The following is an 18,605-nucleotide window of genomic DNA, read 5'->3' as shown; positions in this document are numbered from 1 at the left end:
ACCATGGACACACAGGACTTGCTGGCGCCGCGCTTGCTGGCGCTGGGTGATGCTGCCTGGACGGTGGAGTTCGGGCGCGAGATCAGTGCCACGCTCAATGCCCGTGTCATGGGCCTGGCCGAGCGCGTCGCGCTGCTGCGCCACGACGACCCACTGTTCGCCACGGTGAGCGATGTAGTGCCGACCTTTCGCTCGCTCAGCGTGCATTTCGATCCGCTGGCGACGGATGCCGGGGCGCTGGGCCAACGCCTGCTGGCGCTGGCCCGCGAGGGCGGCGAACAGGTGCGCGAAGGCCGGCGCTGGCGGCTGCCGGTGTGCTTCGAAGGCGACTTCGCCCCCGACCTGCCGCGGCTGGCGCAAGCCAAGGGGCTGACCGAGGCCGAGGTGCTGGCCAAGCTGCTGGAGGCGCAGTTCCGGGTCTACATGATCGGCTTCCTGCCCGGCTTCCCCTACATGGGCGGCCTGCCGCCTGAACTGGCCATGCCCAGATTGGCCAGCCCGCGCCAGCGGGTGCCGGCCAACTCGCTGGCAGTGGCCGGCGAGATGTGCTCGGTCTACCCCTGGGAAAGCCCGGGCGGCTGGAACCTGCTCGGCCGCACGCCGGTGCAGCTGTTCGACCTGAAACAGGCCGGGCAGCCGGCCATGCTGGCCGCCGGCGACCTGGTGCGCTGGTACGCCGTGTCACTTGACGAATACGAACGACTGCAGCAGCTGATTCCAAGCGGCGCGCTGCCGCGCGAAAGCTTCCTGCAAGCGGAGGAGCCAACATGTCCGGCATGATCGAAGTGCTGCAACCCGGCTTCGGCACCACGATCCAGGACCAAGGACGACGTGGACACCGGCACGAGGGCATCCCCCAATCGGGCTGGCTGGATGCCAGCTTGGCGGCAGCGGCCAACGCCCTGGTGGGCAACCAGGGCAGCGAAGCGGTGCTCGAACTGCGTGGCATGGGCACCGAACTGCGGGTGCAGACCGGCCCGGTGCGACTGGCGCTGGCAGGCGCGATTGCCGCCAAATGGCTGCGCGCCGACGGCAAGCACATCACCCTGCCCGCCTGGCAGAGCGCCACCCTGCAAGTGGGCGACCGGCTGCAGCTGGGAACCGCGGAAAGCGGCTGCGCCTACCTGGCCATCGCCGGTGGCTACCGCTTGCCACAGCAATTGGGCAGCCGCTCGAGTTACTGGCGCGCCGGACTGCAGGGTGTGCAGGGCCGCGCGCTGCGCCCCGGGGACCTGCTGCCATGCGGCGGATGGAACTCACCCGACCCGAGGGAATCGCGCAGCGCCACGCCCTGGACCTTGCCTGACGGCCCGATCCGGGTCATCCTGGGGCCGCAGCAGGACCACTTCGGCCCGGAGGCGATAGCGACCCTGCTGGGCCAGGATTGGGAAACCACACCCGAGCAGGACCGCATGGGCATGCGCTTGCGCGGCAGCGCACTGAGCCATGTCGATGCGGCCGCGGCCGACATCGTGTCCGACGCGGTCACACCCGGCGCGATCCAGGTGCCGGCCAACGGTCTGCCGATCGTGCTGCTGGCCGACAGCCAGACGGTGGGCGGCTACCCCAAGATCGCCACCGTCATCAGCGCCGACCTGCCACGGCTGGCCCACCTCAAGCCCGGCACGCGGCTGCGGTTCCAGGCCGTGAGCTTGGCCGAGGCGCGGCTGGCGCTGCAAGCCCAGCTGTCTGACTGGGAACGCTGGCTGGCCACGCGCGAAGCCTTCGTGCCGGCCGGCTTCATCGACCTCGACGCGCTCTACAGCAACAACCTCATCAGCGGTGCACTGCGCGCCGAAGCCTGATCCGGAGCATTGGAATGACCACCCGACTGATCAACCTCAACGCCGACCTCGGCGAAAGTTTTGGCGCCTGGCTGATGGGCGACGACCCGGCGCTGCTGCAGATCGTCAGCAGCGCCAACCTGGCCTGCGGCTTTCATGCCGGCGACCCGCTCATCATGCGCAACACGGTGCGGCTGGCACTGGCGCAAGGCGTCAGCATCGGCGCCCATCCGTCCTTCCCCGACCTGCAGGGCTTCGGCCGCCGCGCGATGCAGCTGTCGCCCGCCGAGCTGGAAGCGACCATCCTGTATCAGGTCGGCGCACTGCAGGCGATGGCGACTGCCGAAGGCGGACGGGTCAGCCATGTCAAGCCGCATGGCGCCCTCAACAACATCGCCTGTGCCGATGCGGCGGTCGCTGCCACGGTGGCCCGCGCGGTGCACAGCCTGGACCCGGCGCTGATCCTGCTGGCACCGGCGCATTCCGAGCTGGCACGGGCCGGCGAGGCCGCCGGCCTGCCGGTGCGCTACGAGGTGTTCGCCGACCGCACCTACCTGGACGACGGCCAGTTGATGCCGCGCTCGCGCCCCGGCGCCGTGCTGCACGATGCCGAGCAATGCGTGGAGCATGTGCTGGTCATGTTGCGCGAACAGGCCATCGTCGCGGCCAGCGGACACCGGCTGCCGACCCGCATCGACAGCATCTGCGTGCATGGCGACGGCCCGGAGGCCGTGGCGACGGCGCAGCTGATCCGCCAGGCGCTCGAACAGGCGGGCTACCGTCTGGCGGCACTGGACCGGGTGGGCTGAGCAGCACAGACCCACAGGCGCGCGCTGCCCTGCTGCCTCAATGCCGCACCGGCCCGGCCACGGCCGGCGCCTGCATCGGCCAGGCGATCAGCAACCAGAGCGCGCTGAGCGCGGCGCAGGCGACAAACACCCCCAGGCCGCCCTGGGTCTTGACCAGCCAGCCGCCGCCAGCGCCACCGACGAAGAAGCCCAGCGACTGCAGCGTGTTGTAGACGCCCAGTGCCGCACCGCGATGCGCGGGCGGCGCCAGCCTTGAGACCAGGCTGGGCTGGCTGGCTTCGAGCATGTTGAAGCCGGTGAAGAACAGGCACAGCAGCAGCGCGGCCCCGGCCAGCGAGGGCGCCTGGGCCATGGCCAGCAAGCCCAGTTGCACCAGCAGGATCAGCCCGATGGCGACCAGGAAGACCAGGCGCAGATGGCCCTTGCGCTCGAGCCGGAACAGCAGGCCGCCCATGATCAGGAACGAGATCAGCACCGCCGGCAGGTAGACCTGCCAATGGTCGGGCGCCGCCAAACCGGACTCGACCAGCAACGCCGGCACGGCCATCCACATCGACAGCTGCACCGCATGCAGCACGAAGACTCCGAAATCGAGCCGCAGCAAGCCGGCATGGGCCAGCACCTGGCGCAAGCCACCCCGACCGACCGGGCGCGGCAGGGCCGGCTCGGGCGGCACGACCCAGGCCACCACCGCCATGCCGGTCAGCGCCAGCGCCAGGGTCACGAGGAACAGGCCGCGCAGGCCGATCTGCGCCGCCAGCAGCGGCGCCAGCACCAGCGAGAGCGCGAACATCAAGGCGATGCTGATGCCGACCAGCGCCATCGCCTTGGTACGCACACTGTCGCGCGTGACATCGGCCAGGAAAGCCGTGACCGCAGCCGAGATCGCGCCCGCGCCCTGGATCGCGCGTCCCGCCACCAGCCACTGCACGCTGGGCGCCCAGGCCGCGATCGCGCTGCCGAGCGCGAACAGCGCCAGCCCGAGCAGGATCACCGGCTTGCGGCCCCAGCGGTCCGACGCCATGCCGAGCGGGATCTGCAGCAGGGCCTGGGTCAGTCCGTAGACGCCCATGGCCAGGCCGACCAGCGCGCTGTCGTCGCCGCCAGGATAGCGCCTGGCCTCGAGCGCGAACACCGGCAGCACCAGGAACAGCCCCAGCATGCGCAGGGCGAAGATAGCGGCGAGCGAGACACTGGCGCGGCGTTCGCCGGCAGTCATGCGATGGGGGTCGTTCTGGGTGTCGGGCACGATGGGGGTGGCGACCGGAACCAGGCTGGGCCTGGATCGGCCGCGCAGATGGCGGGCGAAGCCGCCATTTTCGCTCAAGCGCGGCTCAGTGGTTGCTGAGGGCGCTGCGATAGGCGCCACAACCCACCAGCAACTGCTCGCTGACCGGCAGCACGAAGGAGGACTTGCCGCGCACGTCGCCGGTCAGCGGGTTGACGATGTTGTATTCGATCCAGCCGCCGCCGTCCTGATCGACCCGCTCCCAGGCGTCGCGCAACAGGCGTTCGGCATCCACGCCCGGAGCGTCGTAGACCGAGCTGCCCGACTTGCTGCGATCGGCGCCCATGACGCGGTAGCGGCCCTCGCGGTCGAGCACGAAGATATAGAGGTCGCGGTCGATGAAGCGGCCATGGGGTTGGTAGAAATCCTCGCTGGCGCGCTCCAGGCCCCTGGCCCGGATGTGATCGAGCGCTGCCTGCGCCAGATGCATCGCGACATCGGCGGTACCCTGGGTCAGCGTCATGTACTGCACCGCCTGGGTCAGGTCCGACGTGCGGTCCATCAGCTGGCCGCAGCGGCTGCTGGTGCGATCCGCCATCGAGGCGTTCTGGTAGGTCACCTGGTCGATCTCGTCCATCGCCTGCGCCACTTCCTTCAGCGCGACGCTTTGCTGCTTGCTGGCGACAGCCATGCCGTCGATGCGCACGGCGATGTCGCGGATGCCGGTGACGACGCGCTCCATCACCTCGTTGACCGAACTGATCTCGGCGACCGAGGCCTTGACCCGCCCGGTCGAGGCCGCAATCAGCGAGCGCACCTCGCCGGCAGCCGATTGGGTGCGCTGCGCCAGGCTGCGGACCTCGGCCGCCACGACGGCAAAGCCACGCCCCGCATTGCCGGCACGCGCGGCCTCGACTGCGGCATTGAGCGCCAGGATGTTGGTCTGGAAGGCGATGCCGTCGATCACGCCGATGATCTCGTTCATGCGCTGCGAGGTGGTCTGCAAAGTACCCATGCCCTGCACGGTCTGCTGCATCAGGCCATGCGCCTGCTCGGTCTCGCGGTGCAGCACCTCGCCGACGCGGCTGATCTCCTGTACCGATTCGCCGTTGCGCGTCACGGTGTCGGCGGCGTCGCGCACGCTGGCCGTGGCCTGCTCGAGGCTGGCAGCCTGCGACTGGGTACGCTCGGAGAGCTGGCCGCTGTCGCCCACCAGCTGCTGCCCCATGTGGCCGAGCACGGCCGAAACGCTGCGCACATCGGCGACCAGCCCGGCCAGGCTGGCCAGCATGAGCTGGAACTTGGCGCCCATGGCGGCCATCTCGTCGCGGCCGGGAATATCGACCACGCCGCTCAGATCGCCCTGGGTCGCGCGATCGATCACCTCGTTGAGCGACTGCAACCCGCCCACGGTCGCATGGTAGAAGGCCGTCACAGCATAGGCCAGCAGCAGCATCACCAGCAGCGCGCCGGCGCTGACACCGATCAGCCGACGCACGGCCTGGTCGGCCCGGGACTGCAGCAGCTCCTGCAGCCGTTGTGCGGTGGCCTGGCCGAAGGCCGCCTGCGCCTGCACGACCAGGGACACCTCGTCATAGAAATCGACGGGCTCGCCGCTCAAGGCGCCATAGCCCAGGGTCAGGCCGACCTTGCTGACCAGGCCATCGGCGGCAGACTTGAACTCGGTCCAGCCCTGGGGCGGCGGCTCGTCGGCACGCTGCAGCGAAACGATGCGACCCTCGACCTGGCTCAGCTGGCCGCGCAACACGTCGGTCTGGCCACCGCCCAGGCGCACGGCGGCATTGACCAGATCGGTGTTGTAGCCCTCGCGCTCCTGGCGCGCGAGCAGCAGCGCGCCCTCGTTGCGCAGGTGGCTGACGGTCTGGAACATCGGCAACAGGCGCTCGACGACGATGTCCTTCAGAAAATAGCCCGTGGCCGAGGCGTCCTGCAGCAGGCCCGAGTTCTCGCCGACCAGGGACATCAGCTGGCGCAGACGCTCCATCTGTTCGCCGTGGCGCGCGTACAGCGCATCGGCTTCGGTCACGTCATCGGCCGCAGCCAGCGACTCCAGGGCCTGGCGCAGCGGCGTCCAGTGCGGCGCCAGTTCGAGCTGGGGGTCGGCCTGCACGGCCCGATCCACCTGCGCCATGGCGGCCTTGAGCTGCTGGCGGGCCGCCGGCAGGTCCGACTGAGCCTTGGCATTGCCCTGCATCGCCAACCGCAGCCGGCCCTGATGCTGGCCGACCTGCTCCACCAGCTGGGTGATCTGCCGCACCACCTGCAGGCCAGCCAGTTCGTGCAGCGACTCGCGCCGGACATCCCAGTAGGACTTGGCCAGCAGGATGCTGACGAGCAGCAGCGGCAGCACCAGGGTGGCGCTCATGGCCAGCATCTTCACCGTCATCGGCAAGCGCTGCATCAGGGCAATGCCCGGGCCGAGAAGACGGGAAGGTTTGATCGAACGAGTCATGGGAGAGATCCTGGTAGCCACCAGATTCTCCCCCGCAATCATGCGGAAAACTGACAACGGGGGCTGGGGGAAACCCTAGGCCCGCGGCAGAAAATCCGCAATCAGGCCAATGCGGCTCGCATATGGTCGATCACGGTCTTGTAATCGGACTGGCCGAAGATCGCGCTGCCGGCGACGAAGGTATCGGCACCGGCATCGGCGACGCCGCGGATGTTGGCCGCCTTGATGCCACCGTCGACCTCGAGCCGGATGTCCTTGCCGCTGGCCTCGATGCGCTTGCGCGCCGCCTCGATCTTGCGCAGCGCGCTGTCGATGAAGCCCTGGCCGCCGAAGCCGGGGTTGACGCTCATGATCAGGATCAGGTCGATGTCGTCGATCACCCAGTCCAGCACGTCGAGCGACTCGGCCGGGTTGAACACCAGGCCGGCCTTGAGGCCGCGCGCCTTGATCGCCTGCACGCTGCGGTGCACATGGGTCGAGGCGTCGGGGTGGAAGCTGATCAGGTCGGCGCCGGCATCGGCGAAGTCGGCGGCAAGCGCATCGACCGGCTGCACCATCAGGTGGACGTCGATCGGTGCCGGCGTGCCGTCGGGCTTGAAGGCGTGCTTCTTGAGGGCCTTGCAGACCATCGGTCCGAAGGTCAGGTTCGGGACATAGTGGTTGTCCATCACGTCGAAGTGAATCCAGTCGGCGCCGGCGGCCAGCACATGGCGGACCTCCTCGCCCAGGCGGGCGAAGTCGGCCGAGAGGATGGAGGGGGCGATGCGGTAGGTGCTCATGCGCGAGATTGTGGCAGCTTTGCGCCGCTGCGCCAGCCACCCCGGCCAGCCCTGCAGCCGACAAAGCGCGCGAAGCTGGTTAGGATTGGCACATGCCCCAACACCAGTTCGCCGTCCAGGTCAGGCCCGAATACCTGCCCGCGCAGTCCTCGCCGATGGAGGACTCCTATGTCTTTGCCTACACGGTCACGATCTCGAACACCGGCTCGGTGCCGGCCCAGCTGATCGCGCGCCACTGGGAGATCGAGGACGCCTTCGGCGAAACCCAGATCGTCGATGGCTTGGGCGTGGTCGGTCGCCAGCCCCTGCTCCAGCCCGGCGAGGCGTTCCAGTACGCCAGCAGCGCGCGGCTGCAGACCGCCATGGGCATCATGAGCGGGCATTACTTCTGCGTCGGCGTCGACGGCCACCGCTTCGAGGTGGCGATTCCGACCTTCACGCTCAACGTCCCGACGGGTGGCCATGAAACCCATTGACGAGCCCGCCACCCTGCTGGCCACGCTCGATCCCGCCGCCGGCCGGGCCGAGCGCCACCTGTGGCTGATCGCGCTGATCGACTGGCTGCGCGGCCCCGAGGCCGACGTGCCGGCCACGCTCAAGCGACTCGGCGCCTTGCTCGATGCCGCCGAGGCCGACCCCGACTGGCTGGCGCGCTGGCGCCTCTGGTGGCGACGCTTTCGCCAGGATGTCGATCTGGCGCCGTTGCTGGCCGATTTCGGCTTTGCCTCGCAATCGGCCTTCATGACCGAGCTCGGACACCGGATCCGGCACAAGATGCTGCCGAGTTCGCCCGTGACCACCGACATGACCGAGCTGTTCGGCCTGCTGTTCCACGATCCGCTCGATGCACGCTGGCTGGGCGCCTTGTCGGCACGCCAGCTCGAACGCCTCGGCGCGCTGCTGGGGTCGGAGCCCGACCTGCCCGCCGAGAGTCGTGGCGCACCTGCAAGCCGCTTGAGCGACTGGGAGCAGACGCTGATCGATGCGCTGTCGTTCTGCATCGGCCAGATCAGCGCCACCGGCTTTCGGCCCGAGCTGCGCTCGCGCATGTCGGTCGAGGCGCGCCAGGCGCGCAGCTTCCTGGATCTGCCGATGGCGCTGGAAAACTTTCGCCGCGCCGCCGCTGCGCAGGGCGTGGCCAGCGCCGAGGCCCAGGCTCAGCTGCCCGAACTGCACCGGCTGCTGGACCTGGCGCGCCAGGCCGCCTATTCGGTCTACGCCCATCTCGAGGAGCATGGCATCTCGGTCGGCATCGTGTTCCGGCTGCGCCAGCTGCGCGAACGGGTGCTGCGGGCGACCACCCTGCTCGACTGCCTGCTGTCCGAGCAGCGCCCGCGCACGACGGCCCGTTTCATCGGCCAACTGGTGCAGGTCGGCCATGAGAGCCGCAGCATCCGCGCCCTGGTCGCCAGCAGCACCCAGCTGACCGCAGCGCGCGTGGCCGAGCGCAGCGCCGAAAGCGGCGAGCACTACATCACGCGCAACTGGGACGAGTACCGCGACATGCTGCTGCGCGCCGGCGGGGGTGGCGCCGTGCTCGGCTTCACGACCTGGTTCAAGTTCCTGCTCGGCGGCCTGGCGCTGTCGGCGTTCTGGAGCGGGCTGGCCGCGGGCCTGAACTATGCCGCCGCCTTCGTGCTGATCCAACTGCTGCACCTGACGGTCGCGACCAAGCAACCGGCCGTGACGGCGCCGGCCATGGTCGCCAAGCTGCGCGACCTGCGCTCGCGCGAAGGTGTGCTGCGCTTCGTCGACGAGGTCGCGCACCTGTTCCGCTCCCAGGTCGCGGCCATCATCGGCAACCTGGCGCTGGTGGCGCCAGTGGTGGCCCTGATCAGCGCCGCCCTGTGGCTGATGACGGATGCGCCGATGCTGACGCCCGAGAAGGCACGCCATGTGCTCGACAGCCATCAGCTGCTGGGCCCGACCCTGCTGTTTGCCGCCGTGACGGGCCTGCTGCTGTTCGCCAGCAGCATCGTCGCGGGCTGGGTCGAGAACTGGTTCGTGCTGCACAAGCTCGATTCGGCGATCGCCTACCACCCGAGCATCACCGGTCGGCTGGGCCAACGCCTGGCCCAGCGTTGCAGCCATTTCATGCGCACCCATATCTCGGGCCTGGCGGCCAATATCTCGCTCGGGCTGATGCTGGGGCTGGTGCCGGCCATCGCGGGGTTTTTCGGGCTCGAGCTCGAGGTGCGCCATGTGACCCTGGTCATGGGGCAGCTGACGGCCGCCGTGATGGCGCTGGGCTGGACGGTGTGGCTGGAGCCGGCCTTCTGGTCGGCGCTGGCCGCGATGCTGCTGGTCGGACCGATCAACCTGGCGGTCAGCTTCTATCTGGCCTTCCGGCTCGCGCTCAAGGCGCGCAGCGTCAGCGACGTCAACCGCCAGCGCATCCAGGGCGCGATCCGGCATCGCCTGCGCCGCGCGCCGCTGAGCTTCCTGTGGCCGGTCAGTGCCCAGCAGGAAACCCAGGCCCATGCCGACGTCGACATCGCCCCCCCCGAAACCCACGAGGACGAGCCACCCGATGGGCGAGTTTGAACTGATACGCCATTACTTCCAGCGCGCTGGCGCCAACCCGCCCGGCGTGGTGCTGGGCGTGGGCGACGACTGTGCGCTGCTGGCACCCGAGCCGGGCCAGCGGCTGGCGATCTCGACCGACATGCTGGTCGAGGGCCGGCATTTCTTTGCCGATGTCGATCCGGTCGCGCTCGGCCACAAGGCGCTCGCGGTCAACCTGAGCGACCTGGCCGCCATGGGCGCCCGCCCGCTCGGCTGCACGCTGGCGCTCGCGCTGCCGCGCGCCGACGCGACCTGGCTGGCCGGTTTCAGCCGCGGCCTGTTCGAGCTGGCCGATGGCGCGGCCTGCCCGCTGGTCGGCGGCGACACCACCAAGGGCCCGCTGAACCTCTGCATCACGGTGTTCGGCCAGGTGCCGCCGGGCCAGGAACTGCGGCGCAGCGGCGCGCGCGCCGGCGACGAGGTCTGGGTCAGCGGCCAGCTCGGCGATGCGCGGCTGGCGCTCGACGCGCTGCTGGGCGAGATCGAACTGGCGCCCGAAGTCCTGGCGCGGGCACGCCAGCGGCTCGAGCGCCCGACACCGCGGCTCGCGCTGGGGCTGGCGCTGCGCGGCATCGCCAGCGCCGCCGCCGATGTCAGCGACGGCCTGTGCGGCGACCTGGGCCATATCCTGGTCGCGTCGGGCGTCGGCGCCGAACTGGACGCCGATGCGCTGCTGGCCTCTGACGCCATCAGCGCCGACCTGCGCGCCCTGCCGCGCGAACGCGCGCTGCACTGTGCGCTGGCCGGCGGCGACGACTACGAACTGATCTTCACCGCACCGGCTGGCGCGCACGATGCCGTGCTGCAAGCCGCCTGCTCGGCGGCCACGCCCGTGTCCTGCCTGGGCCGCATCACGACTGAGCCCGGCCTGCGCTGGCAGGACGCCTGCGGCCGGCCACTCGATCTGGCCTGGGCCAGCTTTGACCATTTCGCCTGAATCCCCCTCATGAACCCGACTGAAACCGAACGTCCGCCGCGCGATGCGGCCTCGCTGGTGCTGCTGCGCGACGGCAGCGCCGGACTCGAGGTGCTGCTGCTGCGCCGCCACGCCGATTCCCGCGTCATGGGCGGCGTCCATGTCTTCCCGGGCGGCAAGCTGGACCCGACCGACTGCAGCCCCGATGCGCTGGCCGCGCTCGACCTCGAGGCCGAGCAACTGCTGGCACGCCTTGACGAGCCCGCGTTGACCCCGGAAAAGGCCGCCGGCCTGCACCTGGCCGCGCTGCGCGAAACCTTCGAGGAAGCCGGCCTGCTGCTGGCCGACAACGCCGATGCAGCGGCCAGGCAGGCGCTGGCGGATCGCCAGACCGCCGGCGAAGCGCTGGCCGACGCCATGGCCGCGCTGGGCCTGCGCTGGCAAGCCAGCGCCATCCTGCCCTGGTCGCGCTGGATCACGCCGCGTCACCCGGCCTCGGGGGCCGCCTTCGACACCCGTTTCTTCCTGGCCCGGCTGCCGACCGGACAGGAGGCCAGGCATGACGGCTACGAGACCACCGAGGCGGTCTGGCTGGCGCCGCGTCAGGCGCTGACGCTGCACGCCGAACACCGGCTCGAACTGGTTCCGCCCCAGCTCATGAGCCTGGTCAAGCTCGCGCGCCACGCCACTGTCGACAGCGCCTGGAACGAGGCGCTGGCCGCTCGTCCGCCACGCATCCAGCCCGAGGCCAGCGAGGTCGACGGCGAGCGCCTGCTGTACTTGCCCGGCGATCCGCTGCACTCGGTGCGCGAACGCGCACTGCCCGGCCCGACAAGGCTGCACTGGCTGCCACGCCGCTTCGAGCCCGTCGGCGGCTTCGCGGCCTGGTTCGACTGAACAAGATTCAAATTTCCATGGAAACCTCCTACAAGCCTTTCCCGAAAAGCGAGCCGGTGCTGCGCCCCGATCGCCGCTTCCTGTTCTCGCGCCTGTCGCACCTGATCGCGCTGGGCTTTGGCGCCGGCCTGAGCCGGGTGGCACCCGGCACCGTCGGCACGCTCTGGGCCTGGATCGCCTTCCTGCTGATCGACCGGCTCGGGCGGCCGGGCGACGCCGGCTGGGCGCTGATCATCGGCGCCACGCTGCTGGCGGGCTGGTGGGCCAGCGTCGCCACCGTCAAGCGCACCGGGGTAGCCGATCCGGGCTACATCGTGATCGATGAGGTGGTCGCGTTCTGGCTCGTGCTCTGGCTGGCGGCGCCGGTCGGTTTCTGGGGCCAGTTCTGGGCCTTCTGGCTGTTCCGCTACTTCGACGCCGCCAAGCCCGGCCCGGTGCGCTGGGCCGACCAGGCCTTCAAGGGCTGGGGCTGGCGTGGCGGCTGGGGCATCATGTTCGACGATCTGGTGGCAGCTGCCTGCACCCTGCTGCTGATCGCGTTCTGGCGCTGGCTCTGAACCCGCTCGAAACTTTTCACCCCTGACCGAGCATCGCCATGAGAACCGACGACCCCGAAATCCTGCAACTCTGCACCGACCTGGCGCAAGCGCTCAAGACACAAGGCGCCATGATGGCGACGGCCGAAAGCTGCACCGGCGGCCTGATCGCCGCCTGCTGCACGGGATTGAGCGGCTCAAGCGACTGGTTCGAGCGCGGCTTCGTCACCTATTCCAACGCCGCCAAGACCGAACAGCTCGGCGTGCCGGCGGCACTGATCGAGGCGCATGGCGCGGTCAGCGAGCCGGTAGCGCGCGCAATGGCGCTGGGTGCGGTCGCGCATTCACGGGCCCAGGTCAGCGTGGCAGTGACCGGCGTGGCCGGCCCGACCGGCGGCAGCGCCGACAAGCCGGTCGGCCTGGTCTGGTTCGGCTGGGCGGTGGGCGAGCAGGCCTGGACCGAATGCCAACGCTTCGACGGCGACCGCGACGCGGTGCGGGCGGCGACGGTCATGCATGCGCTGCAGGGGTTGCTGCAGCGACTGGCGACGGCCTGAGTCAGCGCCCGGCCGGCACGCGCCTCAGGGCAGCGGATGCAAGGGCTGCGCCGCGTGGTGCGGATGCTCGAGCCGGCGGATCACTTCCTTGACGATGCCGAACATCAGCGCCCGGTCCCGGCTCGGGTGATCCGAGAAATGGACCCGGGTCTGGCCGATCTCGGCGCCGTCGGGCTCGGTAGCGTCATCCGGGGTCACGAAGACCAGCGACAGCGCATGCTGCGCCAGCAGCGGCCCGCAAGCGGCCCAGTCGCGGGTCCAGGCCGGCAACGCCTGCGCGCCCGCCCAGAGCTTGCCGACGCTCTCGTAGCATTCCTCGATCTGCTGGTGGCCCAGCAGCTGCGCCAGCTGCCGCTCCTTGGCAATGCAGCTGCGGAAATAGTCCTGGTCGCTGATGCGCATGGCGTTCTCCTCCGCAATCGGTTTGCGAAAGATTGAACGCGCTCAAGACAGCGGCGTCAAGCCCGGGAGGGGCGCTGCTGCTGTGCGTGCCACGCTTCGTTCAGGCGGCTTCTGCGTCCTTGGCTCCGAGCCGGTCGATCAGCACCGCGCTGGCCTCATTGAGCCCGACCACCTCGACCGCGCAGCCATGGTGGCGCAACCGCTCGACCACCTTGTCGAGCGCAGCCACCGCCGTGATGTCCCAGAAATGCGCCCGCGCGAGGTCGATCCGCACCGGGCGCCGCTCGACATCGAGGATGTCGAAGGCCTCGATGAAGGCATCGGCCGAGGCAAAGAACACCTGGCCGGTGACGCGCCAGGTGCGCAGTCCGGTAGTCTGGTCGTCTTCGGCCTTCACCTCCAGCAGCTGCGAGACCTTGACGGCAAACAGCACGCCGCTCAGCAGCACGCCAACCCCGACGCCGGCGGCCAGGTTGTGGGTCGCGATCGTCACCACCACGGTCGCCAGCATGACCGCGCTCGAGCTGCGCGGATGCACCACCAGCGTGCGCAGCGAAGCCCAGTTGAAGGTCTCGGCCGACACCATCACCATGATCGCGACCAGCGCCATCACCGGCACCTGCGACACCCAGGGCTTGAGCAGCACCATCAGCAGCAACAGGAAGACCCCGGCAAACAGGGTGGAGAGCCGGCCGCGGCCGCCGTATTTCACGTTGCCGACCGCCTGGCCGATCATGCCGCAGCCCGCGATGCCGCCGAACAGGCTGGCCGCCATGTTGGCCAGCCCCAGGCCCGAGCATTCACGGTTCTTGTCGCTCGGGGTTTCGGTCATCTCGTCGACCACGGCGGCGGTCAGCACCGACTCGAGCAGGCCGACCATGGCAATCGCCAGCGCCGGCAGCGCGATGATGCGCAGCGTCTCGATTGATGCCGGCACCTCGGGCCGGCCGAAGCTCGGCAGCGCATCGGGCAGCCGGCCCAGGTCGGCCACCGTCGCCAGCGGCAGACCCAGCGCCGAACTCAGCAGCGTCAGGACCAGCACGCAGATCAGCGGCGGCGGAATCAGCGTGAAGGCACGCCCGGGCAGCAGCGGCAGACCGTAGATCAGCGCCAGGCCCAGCGCCAGCATGGCCCAGCCCATGCCGTTGGCGGCCTGCAGATGGGGCCATTGCGCGGCAAAGATCAGCACCGCCAGCGCGTTGACGAAGCCGGTGCGGACCGAACTCGAGACAAAGCGCACCAGCACGCCGAGCCGCAGCAGGCCGAACGCGACCTGCACCAGCCCGGCCAGCAGACCGGCCGCCAGCAGGTAGGCCAGGCCATGCGAGGCCATCAGCGGTGCCGCCACCAGCGCCACCGAACCGGCCGCGGCCGACACCATGGCCGGACGCCCGCCCGCGAACGCGATCACCAGGCTGATGACGAAGGAGGCGAACAGCCCGACCGCCGGATCGACGCCGGCGACGAAGGAGAACGCGATCACCTCGGGGATCAGCGCAAAGGTCGCGACCGCGCCAGCCAGCAGCTCGCGCGGGATGCTCGGCGCCCATTCGGCGCGCAGACGTTGCAGGGAATGCTTCATGGTTTCAAATGAAAAAACCGGCGCCACCCAGACAGGCAGCGCCGGCGTTCGAGCCGTGGATCAGGCCGGGGTCAGACCAGGTTCAGTGGGTCAGTTGGCGCCGCAGCATTTCTTGTACTTCTTGCCGCTGCCGCAGGAGCAGGGATCGTTGCGGCCGGGCTCGTCACCCTTGACCACCTGCTCGACGCGCGGGCCGATGCTCTTCCAGAGGTCGCGCAGGTCGTAGGCGGCCCAGATCGCGTCGCCATAGGCGTTGATGCGGGCCTGGCTCACGCTGGGCGGGCTGTCCTCGCCAAACATGCTGATGACCGGCTCGCCGTCGTCGTCCTCGGTCAGCGTGACGATGCGGTTCAGCGCATCCTCCAGCCACTCGCGTGCTTCCTTGTCGCGCGGGGCGGCCCATTCCTCGGGCCAGGTCTCGACCACGAACATGAAGCCCAGCGCCCAGACCTGGGCGAAATAGGGCAGCTCCTGGTCGGCCAGTTCATCGGCCATCTCGGCGCGCTCGGACTCGCTCATGGCTGCGACGGCACCGCGCACGTCCATGACTTCGGGCGCGTAGGCACGCGCGTCCTCGAGGTTGTCGACCTGGGCGTCGAGCGCGGTGACGACCTCGTTCCAGCGCCGGTTCCACAGCGTCAGGAACTGCTCGTACTGCTCAGGGCTGGCGAACAGCTCGGGGCCGAACTGGCCGCTGTCCTCGTCGCCCATCAGGGCGCCGAAATACTCGGCGGCCGGAATGTCGCGGCGGCAGCAGATCAGCGCGGCGATCGCGCCCTCGCAGAATTCCCATTGCGGGACTTCGTCGAGGCGCTCGCGCAGGCTGTCCAGGATCTGGTCGAGCGCGTCGAATTCCTGGTCGTTCATGGGCTCAAGGGCGGGAGTAGCGGTGTTCATGCCGGCAGTGTAACGGCCCGCCGTGGCGGCTGGCTAGGCAGGCGCCGGCGTTCAGGACTAGACTGGACCACAGCGCCGGCGTGGGACCTTGGGGCCAGCTGCCGGAGACAAGGAGCCCGCATGCCCGCCATCCGACTCACCCCCGCCGAGCTGCGCCTGCAGCTCGATCCCGCCCAGCTCGGCTTTGCCGACACAGCCGAACTGGCGCAGGAGGAACTGCCCTGGATCGGCCAGGAGCGCGCGCTGACCGCGGCCCGCTTCGGCCTCGGGCTCGACCACCCGGACTACCACCTGTTCGTGCTCGGCGACATCGGCACCGGGCGCTCGACCCTGCTGCAGCAGGAAATGCAGGCCGCCGCCGCCCGCCGCCCGGCACCGCCCGACCTGTGCTACTTGCACAACTTCGATGCGCCCGAGCGCCCGCGCGCGCTGCGCCTGCCCGCCGGCGAGGGCCGCCAGCTGCGCCAGCTGATGCTGCAGCTGGTCAAGACGCTGCAGACCGGGATTCCGAAGCGCTTTGCCGAATCCGACTTCAAGGCCGCGCAGGACCGGCTCGAACATGACTACGCCGAGCGCGAGGCCGTGGCCTACCAGGCGCTGTCGAGCTTCGCGGCGGCGCGCCATTTCGCGCTGCGGCGCGAGGACGGCCAGCTGATCCTGACCCTGATCGGCCCCGACGGCCAGGGCCTGACCTCGGCCGAACTCGCCGCGCTGGCGCAGGAAGAGCGCGACCGCTACGACCAGGGCGAGCGCGAGCTGCGCGGCGAGATCCTGCGCTTTCTCGAGCTGACCCAGCCGCTCGAGCGCGCGCTCGAAGCCGGCGTGACCGCGCTGCGGCTGCAGGCCGTCAAGCCGCTGCTCGAGCGCGAGCTGCAGGCGATCCGCCAGGGCCTGAAGAAGCAGATCAAGGACACGCGCAAGCTCGGCGCCTGGCTCGAACAGGTCGGCGTCGATCTGCTCGAGCAGCTGCACCTGTTCGAGAGCGGCGCGCCCGAGGACGAGCCCGAGCGCAAGGAAGCACTCGCGCAGGTGCTGGCGCGCTACCGCGTCAACCTGGTGGTCGACAACGCCGAGGCCCATGGCGCGCCGGTCATCATCGAGAACAACCCGCTGTTCCGCGCCTTGTTCGGCAGCATCGAATACCAGTCCGACAACGACGTGCTGGTGACCGATTTCTCGCGCATCCGCGCCGGCAGCCTGCTGAAAGCTCATGGCGGCTTCCTGATGCTGCACATGCGCGACCTGCTGGCCGACGAGCTGGTGTGGGAGAAGCTGCGCCGCTTCCTGCGCAACGGCCGGCTGCAGATCGAGGAGCCCGCGGTCGTCTATTCGGCCCAGGCCTCGACCTCGCTCGAACCCGAGGCGATCGATGTCGATGTCAAGCTGGTGCTGGTCGGCTCGGACGAGCATTACTACGCGCTGCAGGAGGGCGACCCCGAGTTCGCGCGCCATTTCCGCGCCAAGGTCGACTTCGCCGACAGCTTCCTGGCCAGCGACGCGACCCGGCGCGCCAGCGGCGTCTTCGTCGCCCATGTCTGCGCCCGGCTCGGGCTGCCGCATTTCTCGGCCGGCGCGGTCGCGCGCCTGATCGAGGACAGCCACCGCCAGGCCGAGGACCAGGCGCGCCAGTGCGCGGCATTCTCGCGTACCGAGGCGCTGGTGGTCGAGAGCGCGGCGGTGGCGCAGGCACGCGGCGCGCGCGGGGTCGAGGCCGAGGATGTCGCCGCCGCGCTGCAGGCACAGCGCCACCGGCACGACTACCTCGAGCAGCGCCTGCGCGAGACCATCGCCGACGGCGAGCGCATCATCGCGTTGAGCGGCCAGCGCGTCGGCCAGCTCAACGGTCTGACCGTGATCGACCTCGGCGACTACAGCTTCGGCCAGCCGATGAAGGTGACGGTACGCACCGTCGCCGGCACCGAGGGCCTGCTCAACATCGAGCGCGAGGTCGAGCTGTCGGGCCCGATCCACGACAAGGCGGTGCTGATCCTGCAGAGCTATCTGTCGGCGCTGTTCGGCCATATCGCGCCGCTGGCGCTCAACGCCTCGATCGTGTTCGAGCAGGAATACCACGGCGTCGAGGGCGATTCGGCCAGCTGCGCCGAGCTCTACGCGCTGCTGTCATCGCTGTCGGGCCTGCCGCTGCCGCAAGGCATGGCGGTCACGGGCGCGATCAGCCCCTACGGCGAGGTGCTGCCGATCGGCGGCGTCAACGAGAAGATCGAGGGCTTCTTCGCGGTCTGCCGCGACGCCGGACTCGACGGCCAGCAGGGCGTGCTGATCCCGGCGCGCAACCGCCGCCACCTGATGCTGTCACGCGAGGTCTGCGCCGCGGTCGAGCAGGGCCGGTTCCAGATCCACGGCGTCAGCCATGTCAGCGAAGGCGCCGAGCTGCTGCTGGGACGCCCCTTCGGTGCCGATCCCGGCCAGTCCTGCCCAGTCGCCCTGCCCGGCCCGGCCTGCAACCGGACGCATCCGGCCAGCTATCCCGAAAACAGCATCCTGGGCCGCGCCGAAGCCACGCTGCAGGCCTTCCGGCGCGCCTGCCTGCGCGCGACCCACCCCAAGGCCTGGCGCCGGCGCTGAAACAGCGGCGGCAACAGGCGCGGCGGCAAAACGGCCCGGGCTGGTTCATACTTCAGGCCCAGCAGCGGTCCGGCGCCCTTGCGCCACCGCCACCCCACCCACATCCCAGCCAGCCACGCCAGAAGAGACATGACCACCGAGCAACCGCACCCCGACCAGCAGCCCATGCATTGGAACGACATGTACCTGCTGGGCTACACGCCGATCGACGAGGTCCACGAGGAATTCGTCGGGCTGGTCGGCCGCATGCAACAGGCCGCCGATGCCGACCTGGCCGGCTTGCTGGCCGAGTTCACGCGCCATTGCGAAGAGCATTTCGGCATGGAAAACCGCTGGATGGTGGAAAACGACTTCCCGCCGCGCGACTGCCATATCGACGAACATGCGGCGGTGCTGGCCTCGGTGCACGAGGTCGGCGAACTGTTCGCCAAGGGCGAGCTCGGCGCCGACGTGGTGCGCGACCTGGTCGAGCATCTGGCCGACTGGTTCCCCAAGCATGCCGACCAGCTCGACTCGGCGCTGGCGCACTGGATGGCCAAGAAGCGCCTGGGCGGCAAGCCCGTGGTGCTGCGCCGCGGCCTGCAGCTGCGCTGA

17 protein-coding genes are annotated in these 18,605 nt (G+C 69.7%); 11 read left to right on the top strand and 6 right to left on the bottom strand.

The window, feature by feature from the left end:
• Nucleotides 1-3: 3 nt before the first annotated feature.
• Genes pxpB through C6P61_RS01840 form a run of 3 tightly spaced genes read left to right on the top strand, consistent with a single transcriptional unit; the run spans nucleotide 4 to nucleotide 2,593 of the window.
• On the top strand, nucleotides 4-780 hold the full coding sequence (gene pxpB, locus C6P61_RS01850) for a 5-oxoprolinase subunit PxpB (protein ID WP_105728225.1): 777 nt from the start codon (nucleotides 4-6) through the stop codon (nucleotides 778-780).
• Nucleotides 768-1,805 (top strand): 5-oxoprolinase subunit C family protein, encoded by a 1,038-nt coding sequence (locus C6P61_RS01845; RefSeq protein ID WP_105728224.1) that lies wholly within the window; start codon nucleotides 768-770, stop codon nucleotides 1,803-1,805. The genes pxpB and C6P61_RS01845 overlap by 13 nt, the downstream gene beginning before the upstream one ends.
• Nucleotides 1,806-1,819: 14 nt before the next feature.
• Nucleotides 1,820-2,593, top strand: a complete 774-nt coding sequence (locus tag C6P61_RS01840; protein ID WP_105728223.1) for a LamB/YcsF family protein — start codon at nucleotides 1,820-1,822, stop codon at nucleotides 2,591-2,593.
• A gap of 37 nt (nucleotides 2,594-2,630) precedes the next feature.
• On the opposite strand, the gene C6P61_RS01835 is transcribed toward C6P61_RS01840, so the two are convergent.
• From C6P61_RS01835 to rpe, 3 genes are all read right to left on the bottom strand, one after another.
• Nucleotides 2,631-3,812: an MFS transporter gene (locus tag C6P61_RS01835; protein ID WP_105728292.1), complete on the bottom strand. Its 1,182-nt coding sequence runs from the start codon at nucleotides 3,810-3,812 to the stop codon at nucleotides 2,631-2,633.
• Nucleotides 3,813-3,927: 115 nt separating this feature from the next.
• On the bottom strand, nucleotides 3,928-6,294 hold the full coding sequence (locus C6P61_RS01830) for a methyl-accepting chemotaxis protein (RefSeq protein ID WP_170067304.1): 2,367 nt from the start codon (nucleotides 6,292-6,294) through the stop codon (nucleotides 3,928-3,930).
• Between the two features lie 101 nt (nucleotides 6,295-6,395).
• Nucleotides 6,396-7,073 carry a ribulose-phosphate 3-epimerase gene (gene rpe / locus C6P61_RS01825; protein ID WP_105728221.1) on the bottom strand — a complete coding sequence of 226 codons (678 nt, stop codon included), beginning with the start codon at nucleotides 7,071-7,073 and terminating at the stop codon, nucleotides 6,396-6,398.
• Nucleotides 7,074-7,165: 92 nt separating this feature from the next.
• Here rpe and apaG point away from each other — a divergent pair, with 92 nt between their 5' ends.
• From apaG to C6P61_RS01795, 6 genes are read left to right on the top strand one after another with little or no spacing between them, the layout of a single operon-like run.
• Nucleotides 7,166-7,549 (top strand): Co2+/Mg2+ efflux protein ApaG, encoded by a 384-nt coding sequence (gene apaG, locus C6P61_RS01820; RefSeq protein ID WP_105728220.1) that lies wholly within the window; start codon nucleotides 7,166-7,168, stop codon nucleotides 7,547-7,549.
• On the top strand, nucleotides 7,536-9,617 hold the full coding sequence (locus C6P61_RS01815) for a site-specific recombinase (RefSeq protein WP_105728219.1): 2,082 nt from the start codon (nucleotides 7,536-7,538) through the stop codon (nucleotides 9,615-9,617). The genes apaG and C6P61_RS01815 overlap by 14 nt, the downstream gene beginning before the upstream one ends.
• On the top strand, nucleotides 9,604-10,575 hold the full coding sequence (thiL, locus tag C6P61_RS01810) for a thiamine-phosphate kinase (RefSeq protein WP_105728218.1): 972 nt from the start codon (nucleotides 9,604-9,606) through the stop codon (nucleotides 10,573-10,575). Before C6P61_RS01815 ends, thiL begins: the two co-directional genes overlap by 14 nt.
• Nucleotides 10,576-10,584: 9 nt before the next feature.
• Nucleotides 10,585-11,451, top strand: a complete 867-nt coding sequence (locus C6P61_RS01805; RefSeq protein ID WP_105728217.1) for an NUDIX hydrolase — start codon at nucleotides 10,585-10,587, stop codon at nucleotides 11,449-11,451.
• A gap of 17 nt (nucleotides 11,452-11,468) precedes the next feature.
• Nucleotides 11,469-12,008 carry a phosphatidylglycerophosphatase A family protein gene (locus tag C6P61_RS01800; RefSeq protein WP_105728216.1) on the top strand — a complete coding sequence of 180 codons (540 nt, stop codon included), beginning with the start codon at nucleotides 11,469-11,471 and terminating at the stop codon, nucleotides 12,006-12,008.
• 38 nt (nucleotides 12,009-12,046) lie between these two features.
• The gene (locus C6P61_RS01795; RefSeq protein ID WP_105728215.1) at nucleotides 12,047-12,544 is read left to right on the top strand and encodes a CinA family protein; all 498 of its coding nucleotides are present in this window, start codon (nucleotides 12,047-12,049) and stop codon (nucleotides 12,542-12,544) included.
• A 24-nt stretch (nucleotides 12,545-12,568) separates the two neighbouring features.
• On the opposite strand, the gene C6P61_RS01790 is transcribed toward C6P61_RS01795, so the two are convergent.
• The 3 genes from C6P61_RS01790 to C6P61_RS01780 all read right to left on the bottom strand — a co-directional run bounded on the left by C6P61_RS01790 (nucleotide 12,569) and on the right by C6P61_RS01780 (nucleotide 15,395).
• Complete coding sequence (locus tag C6P61_RS01790) at nucleotides 12,569-12,946, bottom strand: aminoacyl-tRNA synthetase (protein ID WP_105728214.1); 378 nt, start codon at nucleotides 12,944-12,946, stop codon at nucleotides 12,569-12,571.
• Nucleotides 12,947-13,046: 100 nt separating this feature from the next.
• Complete coding sequence (locus C6P61_RS01785; RefSeq protein WP_105728213.1) at nucleotides 13,047-14,528, bottom strand: SulP family inorganic anion transporter; 1,482 nt, start codon at nucleotides 14,526-14,528, stop codon at nucleotides 13,047-13,049.
• Between the two features lie 90 nt (nucleotides 14,529-14,618).
• A complete protein-coding gene (locus tag C6P61_RS01780; protein WP_244908726.1) occupies nucleotides 14,619-15,395 on the bottom strand; it encodes a YecA/YgfB family protein in 777 nt (258 codons plus the stop codon).
• A gap of 150 nt (nucleotides 15,396-15,545) precedes the next feature.
• On the opposite strand from C6P61_RS01780, the gene C6P61_RS01775 reads away from it, so the two are divergent.
• Both C6P61_RS01775 and C6P61_RS01770 read left to right on the top strand, forming a co-directional pair.
• Complete coding sequence (locus C6P61_RS01775; RefSeq protein WP_105728211.1) at nucleotides 15,546-18,011, top strand: Lon protease family protein; 2,466 nt, start codon at nucleotides 15,546-15,548, stop codon at nucleotides 18,009-18,011.
• 129 nt (nucleotides 18,012-18,140) lie between these two features.
• Nucleotides 18,141-18,605: a bacteriohemerythrin gene (locus tag C6P61_RS01770; protein ID WP_202428027.1), complete on the top strand. Its 465-nt coding sequence runs from the start codon at nucleotides 18,141-18,143 to the stop codon at nucleotides 18,603-18,605.

Source organism: Malikia spinosa (assembly GCF_002980625.1).
GTDB lineage: Bacteria > Pseudomonadota > Gammaproteobacteria > Burkholderiales > Burkholderiaceae_C > Malikia > Malikia spinosa.
This window is presented reverse-complemented; position numbering and strand designations above follow the sequence as displayed.

Bases quoted from the DNA above. Each gene is read 5' to 3' on its own strand.
- pxpB (WP_105728225.1), top strand. From the start codon at position 4: ATGGACACACAGGACTTGCTGGCGCCGCGCTTGCTGGCGCTGGGTGAT.
- C6P61_RS01845 (WP_105728224.1), top strand. From the start codon at position 768: ATGTCCGGCATGATCGAAGTGCTGCAACCCGGCTTCGGCACCACGATC.
- C6P61_RS01840 (WP_105728223.1), top strand. From the start codon at position 1,820: ATGACCACCCGACTGATCAACCTCAACGCCGACCTCGGCGAAAGTTTT.
- C6P61_RS01835 (WP_105728292.1), bottom strand. From the start codon at position 3,812: ATGACTGCCGGCGAACGCCGCGCCAGTGTCTCGCTCGCCGCTATCTTC.
- C6P61_RS01830 (WP_170067304.1), bottom strand. From the start codon at position 6,294: ATGACTCGTTCGATCAAACCTTCCCGTCTTCTCGGCCCGGGCATTGCC.
- rpe (WP_105728221.1), bottom strand. From the start codon at position 7,073: ATGAGCACCTACCGCATCGCCCCCTCCATCCTCTCGGCCGACTTCGCC.
- apaG (WP_105728220.1), top strand. From the start codon at position 7,166: ATGCCCCAACACCAGTTCGCCGTCCAGGTCAGGCCCGAATACCTGCCC.
- C6P61_RS01815 (WP_105728219.1), top strand. From the start codon at position 7,536: ATGAAACCCATTGACGAGCCCGCCACCCTGCTGGCCACGCTCGATCCC.
- thiL (WP_105728218.1), top strand. From the start codon at position 9,604: ATGGGCGAGTTTGAACTGATACGCCATTACTTCCAGCGCGCTGGCGCC.
- C6P61_RS01805 (WP_105728217.1), top strand. From the start codon at position 10,585: ATGAACCCGACTGAAACCGAACGTCCGCCGCGCGATGCGGCCTCGCTG.
- C6P61_RS01800 (WP_105728216.1), top strand. From the start codon at position 11,469: ATGGAAACCTCCTACAAGCCTTTCCCGAAAAGCGAGCCGGTGCTGCGC.
- C6P61_RS01795 (WP_105728215.1), top strand. From the start codon at position 12,047: ATGAGAACCGACGACCCCGAAATCCTGCAACTCTGCACCGACCTGGCG.
- C6P61_RS01790 (WP_105728214.1), bottom strand. From the start codon at position 12,946: ATGCGCATCAGCGACCAGGACTATTTCCGCAGCTGCATTGCCAAGGAG.
- C6P61_RS01785 (WP_105728213.1), bottom strand. From the start codon at position 14,528: ATGAAGCATTCCCTGCAACGTCTGCGCGCCGAATGGGCGCCGAGCATC.
- C6P61_RS01780 (WP_244908726.1), bottom strand. From the start codon at position 15,395: ATGAACGACCAGGAATTCGACGCGCTCGACCAGATCCTGGACAGCCTG.
- C6P61_RS01775 (WP_105728211.1), top strand. From the start codon at position 15,546: ATGCCCGCCATCCGACTCACCCCCGCCGAGCTGCGCCTGCAGCTCGAT.
- C6P61_RS01770 (WP_202428027.1), top strand. From the start codon at position 18,141: ATGACCACCGAGCAACCGCACCCCGACCAGCAGCCCATGCATTGGAAC.